The following is an 18,186-nucleotide window of genomic DNA, read 5'->3' on the forward strand; positions in this document are numbered from 1 at the left end:
AGGCATCGTGGTGATCACGACGGTCGCGGTCGAGGACGCGACCCGCGTACCCCAGTTCGACGCCGTGCGGCCCGTCGGCGGACCGGTGTGGGTGGCGTGGCGCGAGAGCGCTCTGACGCGTGCGTACGAACTGGAGACGCTGGTCGAGTACCTTGCCCCGGGCAATCGTCGCGACGTGGGCGGCGCGCTGTCCGGGGCGATCAGGAGTCATCTGGAGGCCGTGCGGGACGCGGCCGACAGAAAACGCGCGACGTCTGGAAGGCGTATGTGGGCCTGGCGCAACGGGCCGCTGCTCGAACGCTCGATGAGCAACCTCGATGCCGCCGAGGCGCAACTGCTCAACCTCGCGCCGCCCGAGTACCTCGCCGGGCAGATGCCGTCGCTGCTGCGACACGTCCAGCGCCACCTACGGACATCGGATCCGGGGCGCCAGGAACTGGAGCGTCTGGTCAAGAGCCTCGCCGGCCTCGACCGGGAGACCCAGAACGACGTCGTCACGCGGGAGCGCGACAAGATCGTCGCCACCGTGCGCGCGGCGAGCTCCGAGGGCATGCGAGAAAATCTGCGGCTCAGGAGTTTTCGCAACATCGTGGTGAGCACCACGATCCTGTTGTCGCTGCTGGCCGTCGCGCTCGGGATCATCACCTTCTACCAGCCCACGCTGTTGCCGCTGTGCTTCACGCCGCGGGACGCCAACCAGATCACCGTGGTGTGCCCGACCAATCAGTCCCCGCCGATCACACCCCAGCGGGCCGGTGTGCCGGTGCCGCCCAACGCACGCGACATCGACTACGTCGTCGCCGACACCGTCACGCCGATGGACGTCGTCGTGATCGAGCTCGTCGGTCTTCTCGCGGCCGCGATCGCGTCCGCCGCGATGATCAGCCACGTGAAAGGCTCGTCGGAGCGGTACGGGATCCCGGTCGCGCTCGCGGCGCTCAAGCTGCCCACCGGTGCGCTCACGGCCGTCCTCGGCCTGCTGCTGATGCGCGGTCAGTTCATCCCCGGACTCAACGCGCTGGACAACCCGGGGCAGATCGTCGCGTGGGGTCTGGTGTTCGGCTACGCGCAACAACTGTTCACCAGGCTCATCGACCAGCAGGGCCAGACTGTGCTGAACAGTGTGCGCTCGGCCGACAACACCTCGGCTGAACGGAAACCCACAGGTCGCTGAGGACTGTATTACGGCTATTGTGCGACTGTCGAAAAACTGTAACACTGGCGCGTATGGCACACGATCTGTCGCTTCTTGCCTCCTCCGGCACCCATGCCGTCACCAATCAGGTGCCGCCGCTGGAGGACTACAACCCCGCCACCTCGCCCGTGCTCACCGAGGCGCTGATCCGGGAAGGCGGCGAGTGGGGACTCGATGAAGTCCATGCGCTGGGCGCGCTGAGTGGCAGCAGACAGGCTCAGCGGTGGGGCGAACTCGCCGACCGCAACCGGCCCATCCTGCACACCCATGACCGTTACGGTCACCGCATCGACGAGGTCGAGTACGACCCGGCCTACCACGAGCTGATGTCGGTGGCCGTCAGCTACGGTCTGCACGCCGCGCCGTGGGCCGACGACCGGCCGGGTGCGCACGTGGTGCGGGCCGCCAAGACCTCGGTGTGGACGCCCGAGCCGGGCCACATCTGCCCGATCTCGATGACCTATGCGGTGGTTCCCGCACTGAGGTTCAACCCCGAACTGGCCAAGATCTACGAGCCGCTGCTCACCAGCCGGGTCTACGATCCCGAGCTCAAGATCCCGACCACCAAACTCGGCATCACCGCGGGCATGTCGATGACAGAGAAGCAGGGCGGCTCCGATGTGCGCGCCGGCACCACGCAGGCCACCCCGAACGGCGACGGCAGCTACACGCTGACCGGGCACAAGTGGTTCACCTCGGCGCCCATGTGCGACATCTTCCTGGTGCTCGCGCAGGCCCCCGGCGGCCTCAGCTGTTTCTTCCTCCCGCGCATCCTGCCCGACGGCCGCCGCAACCGGATGTTCCTGCAGCGCTTGAAGGACAAGCTGGGCAACCACGCCAACGCCTCCAGCGAGGTCGAGTACGACGGCGCGACGGCATGGCTGGTCGGCGAGGAGGGCCGCGGCGTGCCGACCATCATCGAGATGGTCAACCTCACCCGGCTCGACTGCACGCTGGGCAGCGCGACCAGCATGCGCAACGGTCTGTCGCGTGCCGTGCACCACGCGCAGCACCGAAAGGCGTTCGGCGCCTATCTGATCGACCAGCCGCTGATGCGCAACGTGCTCGCCGACCTCGCGATCGAAGCCGAGGCCGCCACCATGCTCGCGATGCGCATGGCCGGCGCGACCGACAAGGCCGTGCACGGCGATGAGCGCGAGAAGCTCCTCCGCCGCATCGGTCTGGCGGCGGGCAAGTACTGGGTGTGCAAGCGGGCGACGCCGCACGCGGCCGAGGCCATGGAATGCCTGGGCGGCAACGGTTATGTCGAGGACTCGGGCATGCCGCGGCTCTACCGTGAGGCGCCGCTCATGGGCATCTGGGAGGGCTCGGGCAACGTGAGCGCCCTGGATACCCTGCGCGCCATGGCAACCCGTCCCGAGTGCGTCGAGGTGTTGTTCGACGAGCTCGGCCAGACGGCCGGACACGACGAGCGTCTCGACGCCCATGTCGCGACGTTGCAGCGTGACCTGGGTGAGCTGGAGACCATCCAGTACCGCGCCCGCAAGGTCGCCGAGGACATCTCGCTCGCCCTGCAGGGATCGCTGCTCGTGCGCCACGGGCACCCCGCGGTCGCCGAGGCCTTCCTCGCCAGCCGCCTCGGCGGACAGTGGGGCAGTGCCTTCGGCACACTGCCCACCGGGCTGGACCTCGCGCCCATCATCGAACGCGCTCTGGTCAAGGGGTGATCTTCTCTCGCGAAGGAAAGTCCGGGAGAAACAAGGGGGACGACGCATGACGCACGCGATCCGGCCGGTCGACTTCGACAACCTCAAGACCATGACCTACGAGGTCACGGACCGGGTCGCGCGCATCACGTTCAATCGGCCCGAGAAGGGCAACGCGATCGTCGCGGACACGCCCCTGGAGTTGTCGGCGCTCGTCGAACGGGCCGACCTTGACCCGGACGTCCACGTCATCCTGGTCTCCGGGCGCGGTGAGGGGTTCTGCGCCGGATTCGACCTGAGCGCGTACGCGGAAGGCTCGTCGTCTGCCGGTGGCGGCAGCCCGTACGAGGGCACCGTGCTGTCGGGAAAGACACAGGCGCTCAACCACCTTCCGGATGAGCCGTGGGATCCGATGGTCGACTATCAGATGATGAGCCGATTCGTTCGCGGCTTCGCGAGCCTGATGCACTGTGACAAGCCCACCGTGGTGAAGATCCACGGCTACTGCGTGGCCGGCGGCACCGACATCGCGCTGCACGCCGATCAGGTGATCGCCGCGGCCGACGCCAAGATCGGCTACCCGCCGATGCGGGTGTGGGGCGTACCGGCCGCAGGGTTGTGGGCGCACCGGCTGGGGGACCAGCGTGCGAAACGCCTGCTGTTCACCGGGGATTGCATCACCGGGGCGCAGGCCGCCGAGTGGGGACTGGCGGTCGAGGCGCCCGACCCGGCCGATCTCGACGCGCGCACCGAGCGCCTCGTCGAACGCATCGCGGCCATGCCCGTCAACCAATTGATCATGGCCAAGCTCGCATGCAACACGGCGCTGCTCAACCAGGGCGTGGCGACCAGCCAGATGGTCAGCACCGTCTTCGACGGCATCGCCCGGCACACGCCGGAAGGACATGCGTTCGTCGCGACGGCCCGCGAGCACGGGTTCCGCGAGGCCGTGCGTCGTCGCGACGAGCCGATGGGTGACCACGGACGCAGCGCTTCGGACGTGTGAGGGAGCGTGACCGTGCCTGACGTGCGCCGGATGACCGCTCGGTCGGTGGTGCTCAGCGTGATGCTGGGTGCACATCCGGCATGGGCGAGCTCGGCTGAATTGATCAGGCTGACATCGGATTTTGGCATCCGCGAGCAGACCCTGCGGGTGGCGCTGACCAGAATGGTGAGCGCGGGGGATCTGGTGCGATCGGCCGACGGCTACCGGTTGTCGGACCGGCTGATGGTCCGTCAGCGCAGACAGGACGACGCCATCGACCCCAAGGTGCACGATCACGACGGCGAATGGCTCACGGTGGTGGTCACCAGCGTCGGCACCGATGCCCGCACGCGCGCCTGGATGCGCAACACCCTGCAGCAGTACCGGTTCGGTGAACTACGGGAAGGGGTGTGGCTGCGGCCCGACAACTTGGACCAGGCGCTGCCCGGCGAGATCGCCGACCGGGTCCGGGTGTTGCGCACCCGCGACGACAACCCGCGTGACCTCGCCGCGCGTCTGTGGGACCTACCCGGATGGGCCCGCACCGGCGAGCTTCTCCTCGAGGCGATGGCCGACGCCACCGACGTCCCCGCCCGGTTCGTGGTGGCCGCGGGCATCGTGCGCCACCTGTTGGTCGATCCCGTGCTGCCCGACGATCTGCTGCCCGCCTCGTGGCCGGGCGCGGCGTTGCGCGCCGCGTACAACGACTTCGCCGCCGAACTCGTCGCGCGGCGTGACCGCACCGAACTGATGGAGGCGACGTGAGCGAACCCGTCCGGATCGAACGCAACGGCCCGGTCACCACGGTCATCATCGACCGACCCGAGGCGAGGAACGCGGTGAACGGCCCGACCGCCGCGGCGCTGTTCGCCGCGTTCGAGGAGTTCGACGCCGACGACACCGCGTCGGTGGCGGTGTTGACCGGCGCGAACGGAACATTCTGCGCGGGAGCCGATCTGAAGGCGTTCGGTACGCCCGAGGCGAACCAGGTGCACCGCGAAGGTCCCGGGCCGATGGGCCCGAGCCGGATGGACCTGTCGAAACCGGTGATCGCGGCGATCAGCGGATACGCCGTCGCAGGTGGCCTCGAACTTGCGCTGTGGTGTGACCTGCGCGTGGTCGACGAGGACGCCACGATGGGTGTGTTCTGCCGGCGCTGGGGCGTACCGCTCATCGACGGCGGGACAGTGCGCCTACCGCGGCTGATCGGGCACAGCCGCGCGATGGACCTGATCCTCACCGGGCGCGCGGTCGACGCAGCCGAGGCGTATGCGATAGGGCTGGCCAACCGTGTGGTCCCCACCGGGCAGGCCCGCCAGGCGGCCGAGGAACTCGCCGCCGAACTCGCGCGTCTGCCCCAGCAGTGCATGCGGGCCGACCGCCTGTCGGCTCTGCACCAGTGGGGCGAATCAGAGAAGGCGGCAATGGATTTCGAGTTCGCCTCCATATCGCGGGTCAAGGACGAGGCCATGCACGGGGCGGGACGGTTCGCCGCGGGCGCAGGCCGCCACGGAGCGAACGCGTGATCCGCGCTCGTAACGCCACGGCGGTCTCGGGCCGATTTTTCCGCCGTGGCGTTGCGAGCGGCGAGCAGACACAGCCACCGGGCGCTCTGAGAGTCAGCCGGGTGCCATCAGGTACGGGTTGTCGTTCACGACCTCGTTGAGGAATTGGGCGACTGCGCGCACCCGGCCGACCTGACGTAGCTCGCGGGGTATCACCATCCAGTAGCGGCGCCGTACCGAGAATTCGTGCGGCAGCACGCATGTCAGCTCCGGATCGGATTCGGCGATGTACTGCGGCAACGGCGCGATGCCCAGGCCGCCGCGCGCCGCGAGCCAGTGGCCGGTGATGTTGTTGGTCTGGATCGCCACGCGCTGCTTGTGAGGTAACAAACCCAGGATCCGCAACGGGGCCACGTCGAGCAGGGCGTCGATGTACCAGATCAGGGTGTGGCGGGCCAGGTCTGCGAGTTCGTCGATCGGCGGTGCGTCGTCGAGATATCCGGGCGTCGCGTACAACCGCAGGTCGTAGCCCGCGAGGGCCTGCACCAGGACGCCGCGCGACGGCGGTTCCTCCAGGGTGACCGCGATGTCGAAATGCCGCGCGGACAATGACCGGTGCTCGGTCGCGGTCGCCATCTCGATGTCGAGGTGGGGATGGCGGCGTCGCAGGTCGGCCAGACGCGGAGCCAGCACGAACGCACCGAAGCCGTCGGTGGTCGCGACGCTCACCGTCCCGGTCAGGGGGCCGGCCGACGTCCGCGTCTCGTAGGCCGCGATGACGGCCGACTCGACCGTCTCGGCCCGTGGAAACAGATCCGCCCCGGCCTCGGTCAACTGCCAGCCGCCCGGAGATCTGTCGAAAAGCCTTTCGCCGATCGATTTTTCGAGTGCGGTGATGCGCCTGCCCACGGTCGTGTGGTCGACGCCGAGGTTGCGCGCGGCATCGTTGAGCCGCCCGGTCCGTGCGACCTCCAGGAAGTACCGCAGGTTGTCGGCACTGAACATCGTCGACATGGGCGCACACCTTACCTGCAAATCTGCACGAGCGCGTGCGGGAATGGCTGTTGACGGGTGCACAAATGAGCCGAGAGCATGGGGGCACCGCACGAAACCCCGACCCGAGGACGATCCCATGGTGACCAACATCGCGCTTCCGCGTTTCGCGAAAATCGGTGCAGGAGCAGCAGATACGCTCGGCGAGGTCATCGCCGACCTCGGCATCTCGCGGCCCGTGCTGGTCACCGACCGCTACCTCGTCGAGACCGGGCAGGCCGAACGGCTGGCCAAGACGCTGCACGCCGCGGGCAGCACGGCCGCCGTGTTCTCCGACACCGTGCCGGACCCGACGGTGGAGTCCCTTTCCGCCGGACTGGAACTCGTTCGCGCCCACCGAGCCGACGGCATCATCGGGTTCGGCGGAGGCAGACCGATGGACACCGCGAAAGCGCTCGCGGTGCTCTCGGCCAACGGTGGCGACATCGCCTCCTACAAGGCACCCAGCAGCTACACCGGGCCGGCGCTGCCCATCGTGGCCGTACCCACCACCGCTGGAAGCGGTTCGGAAGCAACGCAGTTCACGGTGATCACCGACGGCGAGACCGACGAGAAGATGCTGTGCCCTGGGCTGTCGTTCCTGCCGATCGCGATCGTGGTGGATTACGAACTGACGGTGTCGATGCCCGCCCGTCTCACCGCCGACACCGGTGTCGACGCCCTCACGCACGCCATCGAGGCCTACGTCAGCAGGCGCGCCGGCGGATTCTCGGATGCGCTGGCGCTCGCGGCGATGCAGTCGATCTCGAAGCATCTGCGGCGTGCCTACGTCGACGGCGACGACCGCGAGGCGCGCGAGGCGATGATGCTCGCGTCGACGCAGGCGGGCATGGCGTTCTCCAACTCCTCCGTGGCACTCGTGCACGGCATGAGCCGGCCGATCGGCGGTCACTTCCACGTCGCGCACGGTCTGTCCAATGCGATGCTGCTGCCTGCCGTCACCCGGTTCTCGGTCGAGTCGGCGATCGGGCGGTACGCCGACTGCGCCCGCGCGATGGGGATCGTCGGCGCGGCTGTCGCGGACCGCGATGCGGCAAGTGAGCTCGTCACCGAACTCGAGCGGCTGTGCGCGGACGTGGAGGTGCCCACCCCGCGCTCGTACGGCATCGACGAGAAGGATTGGGAGGCCAGGCTTCCCACCATAGCCGAGCAGGCACTGGCGTCAGGCTCGCCGCAGAACAATCCGCGGGTGCCCACGCACGACGAGATCGTCGCGCTCTACCGCGAGATCTATTGAGGGACTATCCCTTGCTGACGGAGTTGCCGCTGCCGGTGTTGTTGATCTTGGGGTCCCCGTCGCGGTAGGTGATGGTGTTGTTGAGGCCGACGACCGTGAGGTCCTTGTCGATCTTCTCGAACGTGATCTTGTTGTCGGAGCCGCCGATGTTGACGTTGGCGCACGTGCCCTTGACGGTCAGCGTGTTGTTGGCCCCGCCCACGGTCAGGGACTTGCCGTCGGCGCAGTCGATGTCGGCGGTGGTGCCGACCGACATGTAGTTGATGGTGTTGCCGATCTCGACGTTGACACCGGACGATCCGGCCGTCGCCGAAGGCGTGTTGGTGTCAGAGCTTTCCGAACCGCAGGCCGCGAGACCCAGGACCGCGACCGCTGCCGCGGTGGTGCCGAGGATCCGGGTGGTGTGCGCACGCATGAGCTTCTCTGCTTTCTCCGTCGGATCGCCTCAGGCGGGAACGCGGTCGATGACGTTGGTCATCTGCAGTTCCCGGCCGCGGTCGATCACGGCGGGCTGTCCGTTCTTGTAGAACACCGTCTGGTCGTAGCCGTACACCGTGATGTCGTTGATGACGTTCTCGGCGACGACGACGTTCGACGACCCCTGCACCGTGACGGCCCAGCAGGTTCCCATCGCGTTGATGTGGTTACCCGTGCCGGTCACGAACAGGGTGGCGTTGTTGCAGTCCAGCGTCCGCTCCACGCCCTGTCCGGTGATGTGGGTGTCGCCGTTCTTCGCGCCGGCCGTGGGCAGCCCGACGGCCAGGGCCATCGGCAGGGCGATGACGCAGGACACGGCGATTCGGCCAACGGCGATCCAATGCACGGTGTTTCCTCCATCCGCTCCAGACCAGAAGTCTGCTGCAACGAAGAGTACGTGGCCGTCACAGGAACCCGGCAGCGGTTGGGCAGTTCCCCCGCGAGTCCCGCCACCCCCGGGCCGGGTTGGACGCCGCGTGAGGCGAAGGGTCGCGGGGATCGGCGGTGCTCGGTAGCGTGATGAGCGATGTGCCGGCGTGTTGTTGAGGCTGCTGCCGTCGCGGTCACAGCCGTTGTGACCGCTGCGGCGTGTTCGCACACCGTCACCGGGACGGCGCAGCGCGCCCAGTCCGACCCAGCGGACCCCAATCGCAGCTACGGATATGTCGACGACCGTTGCGGCCTCCTCGTCGACAGCACGGTCCAGGAGATCCTCGGCGCCGACAACGTCGTCCGCCCCTACAGCGGCGCGGTGTGCCAGTACGTGCTCTCCCGCAAGACCCAGCCCGAGCCCGGACCCGATGAAGGTCAGGAGTCGGGGGCCGGGCCCGCGATGATCGACGTCGTGTTCTCCTGGTTCGAAACCGGAACCCTGCAGCGTGAACGTGAGGTGGCCGAGCAGCGCGAGGCGACCATCACCGACACCGTGATCGAGCGGCAGCAGGCGTTCCTGGCCCGGCGTGACGTGACCGGCGCGGCCTGTTCGGCGACCGCGGCCGCCGGGTCCGGAGTGCTCAGCTGGTGGGTGCAGTTCCGCGGCAAGCAGGACGGTGATCCGTGCAAGGACGCCGAGAAGCTCCTGTCGCGGACCCTGCAGTCGGAACTGTAGACATGCGTCGCCAGGTCCGTCTGGCGGCCGCAGTGGCCGCATTCCCGGTGCTGATCGCAGCGTGCGGCACGCACGACCCGGCGCCGGCCGAACAGTCACCCACCGCGGCCCCGGGTTTTCGCGGGGTCGACTGCAACGGCGTCACCGACGCCGACATCGACAAGGCCGTCGGATCCGGCATGTTCGAGAAAGCGGTGGTCAGCGACACGGGATGCTTCTGGCAGGAGAACACCATGCTCGGCACGTTCGGGGCAGGCATGGGCATCTCGACGTGGTGGTACCGGGGCAGCGACATGGACACCGAGCGCACCCTGGAACAGAACGCCGGACGCACCCTGACCGAACTGTCGCTCGACGGCAACAAGGGCTTCAAGGCGGCCGACACCAACGTCTGCAGCATCTACGTGGCTAAGGGCGGCGACGTCATCACCTGGTCGATCCAGACGATGAACCCCGCGGCGCTGCCCGACCTGTGCACCGTGATCGAGCAGTTGGCGCAGCTGAGTCAGGACCGGGTGAACTGATCCGCCGCGCGCGCCACACCGTCACACCAACCGCCAGGGGCTAGAGTTTCACGGCGACCCGAAACCGGTGCCGCCCGGACGACAGGTCCGGGAAGAAAGCCAGAAGAGAAGGTAGTGCGCATGTCCGTTCGGCCGGAACCCTCCTCGGGGAGCCGCCGCGGCCACGTGCGCGCGACCCGGACCACTCGCCTGAGCCGCGACACCATCGTCAACGCCGCACTGACGTTCCTCGACCGCGAGGGCTGGGACGCGCTGACCATCAACGCACTGGCCAACCAGCTCGGCACCAAGGGCCCGTCGCTGTACAACCACGTGCACAGCCTCGATGATCTGCGCCGCACCGTACGGATGCGCGTGATCGACGACATCATCTCGATGCTCAACCGGGTGGGGGAGGGCCGCACGCGCGACGACGCCGTGATCGCCATGGCCAGCGCCTACCGCAGTTACGCACATCACCATCCCGGGCGGTACTCGGCGTTCACCCGGATGCCGTTCGGTGACGACGACCCCGAGTACTCGGCGGCCACCAAGGCGGCCGCGGCACCGGTCATCGAGGTGCTCGCGTCGTTCGGGCTCGAAGGTGAGCAGGCCTTCTACGCTGCGCTGGAGTTCTGGTCAGCCCTGCACGGCTTCGTGTTGCTGGAGATGACGGGCGTCATGGACGACGTCGACACCGACGCGGTTTTCACCGATATGCTGCTGCGCCTGGCCTCCGGGATGGAGCGTCGCGAAGCGTAGGGTGGACCTCACTGTCTGACCTGCGATTAGACCGCCGTGCACGAGTTTGTTTCGTCGCGGTCGGCCCTGGTATTGTGGTGGATCGTGCCTGGCCCGAAAGGCGCCTGCGGCTGATCCTGTACGCAAGCGTGCCCGCACGCCGGGCCAATTCGCATGTCTATCACGCATCGGTCCGAACCGATGCGGACGCGTGCGACACGCCCGGACGCGGGGGACGCAGACGGGTGAAAACAGCAGTACAGAGACTTAAGAACAAGAGAAGCAACACAGAGAAAGCCGGTACATGCCAACCATTCAGCAGCTGGTCCGCAAGGGCCGCCGCGACAAGATCGCCAAGGTGAAGACCGCGGCCCTCAAGGGCAGCCCGCAGCGTCGCGGCGTGTGCACGCGCGTTTACACCACCACTCCGAAGAAGCCGAACTCGGCGCTCCGGAAGGTCGCGCGCGTGAAGCTGACCAGCCAGGTTGAGGTGACCGCTTACATCCCGGGTGAAGGCCACAACCTTCAGGAGCACTCGATGGTGCTGGTGCGTGGCGGTCGTGTGAAGGACCTGCCCGGTGTCCGTTACAAGATCATCCGCGGTTCGCTCGACACCCAGGGTGTGAAGAACCGCAAGCAGGCCCGCAGCCGCTATGGCGCGAAGAAGGAGAAGAGCTAATGCCGCGCAAGGGACCCGCGCCGAAGCGTCCGTTGGTCAACGACCCCGTCTACGGCTCGCAGCTGGTCACCCAGCTCGTGAACAAGGTCCTGCTCGAGGGCAAGAAATCGCTGGCTGAGCGCATCGTGTACGGCGCGCTCGAGCAGGCCCGCGAGAAGACCGGCACCGATCCGGTCGTCACCCTGAAGCGCGCACTCGACAACGTCAAGCCTGCCCTCGAGGTCCGTAGCCGCCGCGTCGGTGGCGCGACCTACCAGGTCCCGGTCGAGGTGCGGCCCGATCGTTCCACCACGCTGGCGCTGCGCTGGCTGGTGAACTTCTCCCGTCAGCGTCGTGAGAAGACCATGGTCGAGCGTCTGGCCAACGAGATCCTCGATGCCAGCAACGGCCTCGGCGCCTCCGTCAAGCGGCGTGAGGACACCCACAAGATGGCCGAGGCGAACCGGGCCTTCGCGCACTACCGCTGGTGATAGCCGCCGGCGAGCAGTGTTGCCGCCGGCGCAATGACCACACATCTACGAAGCGAGAGAGAAGACTTCTGTGGCACAGAAGGACGTGCTTACCGACCTGAACAAGGTCCGCAACATCGGCATCATGGCGCACATCGATGCCGGCAAGACCACGACGACCGAGCGCATCCTGTACTACACCGGCGTCAACTACAAGATCGGTGAGACGCACGACGGTGCCTCCACGACCGACTGGATGGAGCAGGAGCAGGAGCGTGGTATCACCATCACCTCCGCGGCTGTGACCTGCTTCTGGAACAACAACCAGATCAACATCATCGACACCCCGGGCCACGTCGACTTCACCGTCGAGGTGGAGCGCTCGCTGCGCGTGCTCGATGGTGCGGTCGCCGTGTTCGACGGCAAAGAAGGCGTGGAGCCGCAGTCCGAGCAGGTGTGGCGGCAGGCCGACAAGTACGACGTGCCGCGTATCTGCTTCGTCAACAAGATGGACAAGCTCGGCGCGGACTTCTACTTCACCGTGCGCACCATCGAGGAGCGCCTCGGTGCCAAGCCGCTGGTGATCCAGCTGCCGATCGGTGCCGAGAACGACTTCATCGGCATCATCGACCTGGTCGAGATGAAGGCCAAGGTGTGGCGCGGCGAGACCGCCCTCGGTGAGAAGTACGAGGTCGAGGACATCCCCGCGGACCTCGCCGACAAGGCCGAGGAGTACCGCACCAAGCTGCTCGAGACCGTCGCCGAGAGCGACGAGGCACTGCTGGAGAAGTACTTCGGTGGCGAGGAGCTCTCGGTCGACGAGATCAAGGGCGCGATCCGCAAGCTGACGGTCAACAGCGAGCTGTACCCGGTGCTGTGCGGCAGCGCGTTCAAGAACAAGGGCGTGCAGCCCATGCTCGACGCGGTCATCGACTACCTGCCGTCGCCGCTGGACGTCGAGTCCGTGCAGGGTCACGTGCCCGGCAAGGAAGACGAGGTCATCAGCCGCAAGCCGTCGGTCGACGAGCCCTTCTCGGCGCTGGCGTTCAAGATCGCGGTGCACCCGTTCTTCGGCAAGCTGACCTACGTCCGCGTGTACTCCGGTGTCGTGGAATCCGGTTCCCAGGTGGTCAACTCGACCAAGGGCAAGAAGGAGCGGCTGGGCAAGCTGTTCCAGATGCACGCCAACAAGGAGAACCCGGTCGAACGGGCCTCCGCCGGCCACATCTACGCCGTGATCGGTCTGAAGGACACCACCACCGGCGACACGCTGTGCGATCCGAACGAGCAGGTCGTGCTCGAGTCGATGACCTTCCCGGATCCGGTCATCGAGGTGGCCATCGAGCCCAAGACCAAGAGTGACCAGGAGAAGCTGGGCACCGCGATCCAGAAGCTCGCCGAAGAGGACCCGACCTTCAAGGTGCACCTGGACCAGGAGACCGGCCAGACCGTCATCGGCGGCATGGGCGAGCTGCACCTGGACATCCTCGTGGACCGCATGCGTCGCGAGTTCAAGGTCGAGGCCAACGTCGGCAAGCCGCAGGTGGCCTACCGCGAGACGATCAAGCGCAAGGTCGAGAAGGTCGAGTACACCCACAAGAAGCAGACGGGTGGCTCGGGCCAGTTCGCGAAGGTGCTCATCGATCTGGAGCCGTTCGTCGGCGAGGACGGTGCCACCTACGAGTTCGAGAACAAGGTCACCGGTGGCCGCATCCCGCGCGAGTACATCCCCTCGGTGGACGCGGGCGCCCAGGACGCCATGCAGTACGGCGTGCTCGCCGGCTACCCGCTGGTGAACCTGAAGGTGACGCTGCTCGACGGCGCCTACCACGAGGTCGACTCCTCGGAAATGGCGTTCAAAGTTGCGGGTTCACAGGCGTTGAAGAAGGCCGCTCAGGCGGCTCAGCCGGTGATCCTGGAGCCGATCATGGCGGTCGAGGTGACCACACCCGAGGACTACATGGGTGAAGTGATCGGTGACCTGAACTCCCGCCGTGGTCAGATCCAGGCCATGGAGGAGCGCAGCGGTGCGCGCGTCGTCAAGGCGCAGGTGCCGCTGTCGGAGATGTTCGGCTACGTCGGCGACCTCCGGTCGAAGACGCAGGGCCGGGCGAACTACTCCATGGTGTTCGACTCGTACGCCGAAGTCCCGGCGAACGTGTCGAAGGAGATCATCGCGAAGGCGACTGGCCAGTAATCTGGCCCGTCGGCCCAGCGAGACCGCACAACTGAACACATCAACATCTGCTTTAACCAAAGCACCAACAAGTCCAGGAGGACACAACAGTGGCGAAGGCGAAGTTCGAGCGGACGAAGCCGCACGTCAACATCGGGACCATCGGTCACGTTGACCACGGCAAGACCACGCTGACCGCGGCTATCACCAAGGTTCTGCACGACAAGTTCCCCGATTTGAACGAATCGCGCGCATTCGACCAGATCGACAATGCGCCTGAAGAGCGTCAGCGCGGTATCACCATCAACATCTCCCACGTGGAGTACCAGACCGACAAGCGTCACTACGCACACGTCGACGCCCCCGGTCACGCTGACTACATCAAGAACATGATCACCGGTGCCGCCCAGATGGACGGCGCGATCCTGGTGGTCGCCGCCACTGACGGCCCGATGCCGCAGACCCGCGAGCACGTGCTGCTGGCCCGCCAGGTGGGTGTGCCCTACATCCTGGTCGCGCTGAACAAGTCGGACGCGGTGGACGACGAGGAGCTCATCGAGCTCGTCGAGATGGAGGTCCGCGAACTGCTGGCCGCCCAGGACTTCGACGAGGAGGCCCCCGTGGTCCGCGTCTCGGCGCTCAAGGCGCTCGAGGGCGATCCCAAGTGGGTCAAGTCGGTCGAGGAGCTCATGGAGGCCGTCGACGCGTCCATCCCGGATCCGGTCCGCGAGACCGACAAGCCGTTCCTGATGCCCGTTGAGGACGTCTTCACGATCACCGGTCGTGGCACCGTCGTCACCGGCCGTGTCGAGCGCGGTGTGATCAACGTGAACGAGGAAGTCGAGATCGTCGGCATCCGCCCGGAGACCACCAAGACCACGGTCACCGGTGTCGAGATGTTCCGCAAGCTGCTCGACCAGGGCCAGGCCGGTGACAACGTCGGTCTGCTGCTCCGCGGCATCAAGCGCGAGGACGTCGAGCGTGGCCAGGTTGTGGTCAAGCCCGGCACCACCACCCCGCACACCGAGTTCGAGGGCCAGGTCTACATCCTGTCCAAGGACGAGGGTGGCCGCCACACGCCGTTCTTCAACAACTACCGTCCGCAGTTCTACTTCCGCACCACGGACGTGACCGGCGTTGTGACCCTGCCCGAGGGCACCGAGATGGTGATGCCCGGTGACAACACCGACATCTCCGTCAAGCTGATCCAGCCCGTCGCCATGGACGAGGGCCTGCGCTTCGCGATCCGCGAGGGCGGCCGTACCGTCGGCGCCGGCCGCGTCACCAAGATCATCAAGTGATCTAGGTTCAGCCAAAACGAGCGGCGCTCACCCGAAAGGGTGGGCGCCGCTTGCTTTTTCGGCAACGCGTCGCCGAACGCCCTTGCCGAGCGTGCGGTTTCATACGCGACGCGCCGCGTCGTGCGGATGACGTCGCACGCTCGACGCCGGTGCAGCACATCCGGTGCGATTTCGCGCCATCGGCCGATGGCGACTATTGTCGTGACTAACGAATTTTCCGAGAAGTTGAGGTAGTGCGTGGACGCCGATGTGACCGAACCGATTCCGTCGGTGGCCGATTCAACCCCAGGGCGCGTCGAGCTGATCCGCAGTCAACTCACTCCTTCGCGCATCCTCGCCGGTATCTCGACGACGGTCGCCGTGGTCGCGGTCGCAGCGCTGGTCACCGTGACCACACAGCAGGCGGATACCGCCCCGCTCGAGGACACGGTTGCCGCGTCGCCGTCCACACCGGCCCCGGCCGCGCCGACGACTCCGGCTCCCGCACAACCGATCGCGGCCCGCTCGCTGGCGCCCGAGGTGCTCATGCCGGCGTCGCCGTCGACGGCGCCCACACCGGCCGCGGCACCTCCTGCCGATCTCAGCGGCGGACTGGGCGACATCTTCACGGCGCCCGCCAGATCGGCCGCACCGGCACGCCAGCCGGCGGTTCCGCGACCGGCGCCGGCCGCGTCAGGTCCGGCGTCGGCGACCAATCCCGCCTGGCCGGCGCTCGACCTCGGACAGGTCAACTCGCAGTGGCAGCAGGCCGTCGCGGTCGCCAACGCCCAGCCCGCTGTCAACGCGGTGGTCGGCACCGTGACGGGCACGACCGGGTGGGTCGGCAACGGAGCGATGAACATCCTGGGGGAACTTCTCGTCGCGTGGGTGAACCAGAACGGACAGATTCCCGGCCAGAACCCCGCGGTGCCTCCCGCGGACGGGCTCGCGGCGTTGCTGCTGGGGCCGACGGCTGCGGCAGGCGCGGGCCTGCCCACGGTGGACTGGTCTATGGTTCCGCCACCGGCGCTGTCGCCGATCGACTGGACCAAGATTCCGCCGCCCCAGCTGCCGCCGATCGACTGGACCAAGATTCCGCCGCCTCAGATCCCGCAGTTCCAGGACCCGTTCGCCCAGCTTCCGAGCATCACCCGGGCCATCGGGCTCCCGTTCTGACCGTCGCGCGTGTAACACATGGGGCCGCTGAGGCGACGTCTTTGGCGTAGGTCTGTTACACGGGTTGGGGGAAACGAATGCTGCGACGGATGTGGGCACTGGCCGCCTCGGCCGTGCTGGGGAGCACGGTGATCGGACTGGCCGGGCCTGCCTCGGCCGCTCCGGACTGCCCTGACCTGCACTGGATCGGCGTCGCGGGCTCAGGTGAGCGCGACAATCCCACTCTCAACGGCGGCATGGGCCGCGTGGTCTACCGCTCCCTGCAGGACATCTCGCGGCTCGTGGCCCAGGACGGCCGGACCATGACCGCAGAACCCGTCGTCTACCCCGCGGTCGAGGTGCCCGCCGACGGTGATCTGCTCGGCTGGGGCGGGTTCATGAGCAGTGTCGACACCGGTGTCGCGGCGCTGGCGAACCAGTACACCGCGTTCACGCAGCGCTGCCCGCAGAGCAAGGTGGTCCTGGCCGGCTACTCGCAGGGCGCGATGGTCGTGCACCGCAACCTGCACGCACTTGCGACGAGCCCCAACCTGGCGGCTGCGCTGCTGGTCGCCGACGGCGACCGGCTGCCCACCGACCCCACGATCAACCTCGGCACCGCGACCATGGTGCCGGGCGCCGGAAAGGGTGTGGCACAGGACTGGCCGATCCTGGCCCACGCGCCGGCGCCGCTGCCGCCGACCGTCGGCAGCCGCACGATCAGCGTGTGCGATCGCGGGGATGCCGTGTGTGACTACGACCCCGACGCCGACGAGGTCACCGCGGCCGCGATCGCCGTGCACACCAGCTACGCCCGCAGCGCCTCACAGCCGTGGACCTGGCCGCTGTATCAGCTGCTGATGCCGACGGTGACCAACCCGGCGGTGCCCAACCCGACGGTGCCCATCCCGACGGGGCCGGTGCCCGGACCGCAGGCGCCGACGCTGCAGGCATCACCGCAGAACCCGCTGACCGGCACCGAAACCTCTGTTCAGCCCGCCGAAGAGCCCGCTCCGACGTTAGGCTGATCTATCTCGTCCAGGCCGAGAGGAGCAGAGGATGTCGACCCTGTGGCGTTATCTCCGCATCCAGGCCTTCGTTCTGCTCTGCGGCATCGTGGGGCCGATCTTCCTGGTGATCTACTTCGGCAGCGGCGGCAGCCCGTTGATCAAGTGGATGTTCTGGACAGGTCTGCTCATCACGGCCCTCGACGTGCTGATCGCCCTGGCGATCACGGCCATGGGCACCCGGTCGGCCGCCAAGCACCAGGATCTCGAACAGAACGGGGTGATCGCACTCGCGCAGGTGGTCGGCATCCATGAGACCAACACGCGGATCAACGAGCGGCCACTGGTGAAGCTCGACCTGCAGATCTCCGGGCCGGGGATCGCGCCGTTCGCGAGCCAGGACCGCGTGCTGGCATCGGTGGCGCGGCTCCCGATGATCACCAACCGCAAGCTCGTGGCCGTCGTCGACCCCACCACACACGAGTACCGGATCGATTGGGACAGAAGCAGTTTGGTCAGCGGTCTGATGCCTGCCACGTTCACCATCGCCGAGGACAACACCACCTACGACCTCACCGGGCAGACCGAACCCCTGCTGGAGATCCTGCAGATCCTCAAGGCGCACAACATCGGTATGAACAACATGATCGATCTGCGCGCCAACCCAGTTGCCCGCGAACAGGTTCAGAGAGTGGTCCGCCGTGCAGCCGCGCAACGCAACGCACCGCAGGGCGTGCCACAGCCGGCCGGCCAGCCGACGCCGCAACCCGCTGCGGCGGCGCCGTACGCGGCACCGTCGATGTCGACCGCGCAGCGGCTGCAGGAGCTCGAAACCCTGCGTGCCACCGGCGCAATCAGCGAGGCCGAGTACACGGCCAAACGTCAGCAGATAATTGCTGATCTGTAAATACCGGCACCCTACGGTGGTAACGTCCACCGCGTGCGAGCGAGTTCGTCACGGGAACTCTG

The 18,186-nt window shown here is 67.2% G+C and carries 19 protein-coding genes; 16 read left to right on the forward strand and 3 right to left on the reverse strand.

Annotation, left to right across the window (positions count from 1 at the left end):
* Window positions 1-7: 7 nt before the first annotated feature.
* From AT701_RS07220 to AT701_RS07240, 5 genes are read left to right on the forward strand one after another with little or no spacing between them, the layout of a single operon-like run.
* Window positions 8-1,174 carry a hypothetical protein gene (locus AT701_RS07220; protein ID WP_058125548.1) on the forward strand — a complete coding sequence of 389 codons (1,167 nt, stop codon included), beginning with the start codon at window positions 8-10 and terminating at the stop codon, window positions 1,172-1,174.
* A 53-nt stretch (window positions 1,175-1,227) separates the two neighbouring features.
* Window positions 1,228-2,883, forward strand: coding sequence for an acyl-CoA dehydrogenase family protein (locus tag AT701_RS07225; protein ID WP_011727643.1), 1,656 nt, complete (start codon window positions 1,228-1,230; stop codon window positions 2,881-2,883).
* A gap of 46 nt (window positions 2,884-2,929) precedes the next feature.
* Window positions 2,930-3,868, forward strand: a complete 939-nt coding sequence (locus AT701_RS07230) for a crotonase/enoyl-CoA hydratase family protein (RefSeq protein WP_058125549.1) — start codon at window positions 2,930-2,932, stop codon at window positions 3,866-3,868.
* Between the two features lie 30 nt (window positions 3,869-3,898).
* Entirely contained in the window at window positions 3,899-4,612 is a 714-nt protein-coding gene (locus tag AT701_RS07235) for a PaaX family transcriptional regulator C-terminal domain-containing protein (RefSeq protein ID WP_058127564.1), read from the forward strand.
* Window positions 4,609-5,373, forward strand: coding sequence for a crotonase/enoyl-CoA hydratase family protein (locus tag AT701_RS07240; RefSeq protein ID WP_058125550.1), 765 nt, complete (start codon window positions 4,609-4,611; stop codon window positions 5,371-5,373). The genes AT701_RS07235 and AT701_RS07240 overlap by 4 nt, the downstream gene beginning before the upstream one ends.
* Before the next feature lie 93 nt (window positions 5,374-5,466).
* Here AT701_RS07240 and AT701_RS07245 read toward each other — a convergent pair whose 3' ends face one another.
* Window positions 5,467-6,357, reverse strand: coding sequence for a LysR family transcriptional regulator (locus AT701_RS07245; protein WP_058125551.1), 891 nt, complete (start codon window positions 6,355-6,357; stop codon window positions 5,467-5,469).
* A 127-nt stretch (window positions 6,358-6,484) separates the two neighbouring features.
* Here AT701_RS07245 and AT701_RS07250 point away from each other — a divergent pair, with 127 nt between their 5' ends.
* Window positions 6,485-7,642 (forward strand): iron-containing alcohol dehydrogenase, encoded by a 1,158-nt coding sequence (locus AT701_RS07250; RefSeq protein ID WP_058125552.1) that lies wholly within the window; start codon window positions 6,485-6,487, stop codon window positions 7,640-7,642.
* A gap of 4 nt (window positions 7,643-7,646) precedes the next feature.
* Here the strand turns inward: AT701_RS07250 and AT701_RS07255 are convergent, their stop codons facing one another.
* Entirely contained in the window at window positions 7,647-8,057 is a 411-nt protein-coding gene (locus AT701_RS07255) for a DUF3060 domain-containing protein (protein WP_003892781.1), read from the reverse strand.
* Window positions 8,058-8,087: 30 nt separating this feature from the next.
* Window positions 8,088-8,465, reverse strand: a complete 378-nt coding sequence (locus tag AT701_RS07260) for a DUF3060 domain-containing protein (RefSeq protein ID WP_003892782.1) — start codon at window positions 8,463-8,465, stop codon at window positions 8,088-8,090.
* Between the two features lie 180 nt (window positions 8,466-8,645).
* Here AT701_RS07260 and AT701_RS07265 point away from each other — a divergent pair, with 180 nt between their 5' ends.
* From AT701_RS07265 to AT701_RS07310, 10 genes are all read left to right on the forward strand, one after another.
* Complete coding sequence (locus AT701_RS07265; RefSeq protein WP_003892783.1) at window positions 8,646-9,227, forward strand: DUF3558 domain-containing protein; 582 nt, start codon at window positions 8,646-8,648, stop codon at window positions 9,225-9,227.
* 2 nt (window positions 9,228-9,229) lie between these two features.
* Window positions 9,230-9,751, forward strand: coding sequence for a DUF3558 domain-containing protein (locus AT701_RS07270; RefSeq protein WP_003892784.1), 522 nt, complete (start codon window positions 9,230-9,232; stop codon window positions 9,749-9,751).
* 120 nt (window positions 9,752-9,871) lie between these two features.
* Window positions 9,872-10,492, forward strand: coding sequence for a TetR/AcrR family transcriptional regulator (locus AT701_RS07275; RefSeq protein ID WP_003892785.1), 621 nt, complete (start codon window positions 9,872-9,874; stop codon window positions 10,490-10,492).
* A gap of 283 nt (window positions 10,493-10,775) precedes the next feature.
* On the forward strand, window positions 10,776-11,150 hold the full coding sequence (gene rpsL, locus AT701_RS07280; protein WP_007167812.1) for a 30S ribosomal protein S12: 375 nt from the start codon (window positions 10,776-10,778) through the stop codon (window positions 11,148-11,150).
* Window positions 11,150-11,620, forward strand: a complete 471-nt coding sequence (gene rpsG, locus AT701_RS07285) for a 30S ribosomal protein S7 (RefSeq protein WP_003892787.1) — start codon at window positions 11,150-11,152, stop codon at window positions 11,618-11,620. The genes rpsL and rpsG overlap by 1 nt, the downstream gene beginning before the upstream one ends.
* Window positions 11,621-11,690: 70 nt before the next feature.
* Window positions 11,691-13,796, forward strand: a complete 2,106-nt coding sequence (gene fusA, locus AT701_RS07290; protein ID WP_081319411.1) for an elongation factor G — start codon at window positions 11,691-11,693, stop codon at window positions 13,794-13,796.
* A gap of 89 nt (window positions 13,797-13,885) precedes the next feature.
* On the forward strand, window positions 13,886-15,076 hold the full coding sequence (gene tuf / locus AT701_RS07295) for an elongation factor Tu (protein ID WP_003892789.1): 1,191 nt from the start codon (window positions 13,886-13,888) through the stop codon (window positions 15,074-15,076).
* 249 nt (window positions 15,077-15,325) lie between these two features.
* On the forward strand, window positions 15,326-16,231 hold the full coding sequence (locus tag AT701_RS07300; protein WP_223495432.1) for a hypothetical protein: 906 nt from the start codon (window positions 15,326-15,328) through the stop codon (window positions 16,229-16,231).
* 89 nt (window positions 16,232-16,320) lie between these two features.
* Window positions 16,321-17,238 (forward strand): cutinase family protein, encoded by a 918-nt coding sequence (locus AT701_RS07305; protein WP_003892791.1) that lies wholly within the window; start codon window positions 16,321-16,323, stop codon window positions 17,236-17,238.
* Window positions 17,239-17,269: 31 nt separating this feature from the next.
* Window positions 17,270-18,124, forward strand: coding sequence for an SHOCT domain-containing protein (locus tag AT701_RS07310; RefSeq protein ID WP_058125553.1), 855 nt, complete (start codon window positions 17,270-17,272; stop codon window positions 18,122-18,124).
* The last annotated feature ends 62 nt before the right edge of the window (window positions 18,125-18,186 follow it).

The sequence above is a fragment of the Mycolicibacterium smegmatis genome (assembly GCF_001457595.1).
GTDB classification, from domain to species: Bacteria; Actinomycetota; Actinomycetes; order Mycobacteriales; family Mycobacteriaceae; genus Mycobacterium; species Mycobacterium smegmatis.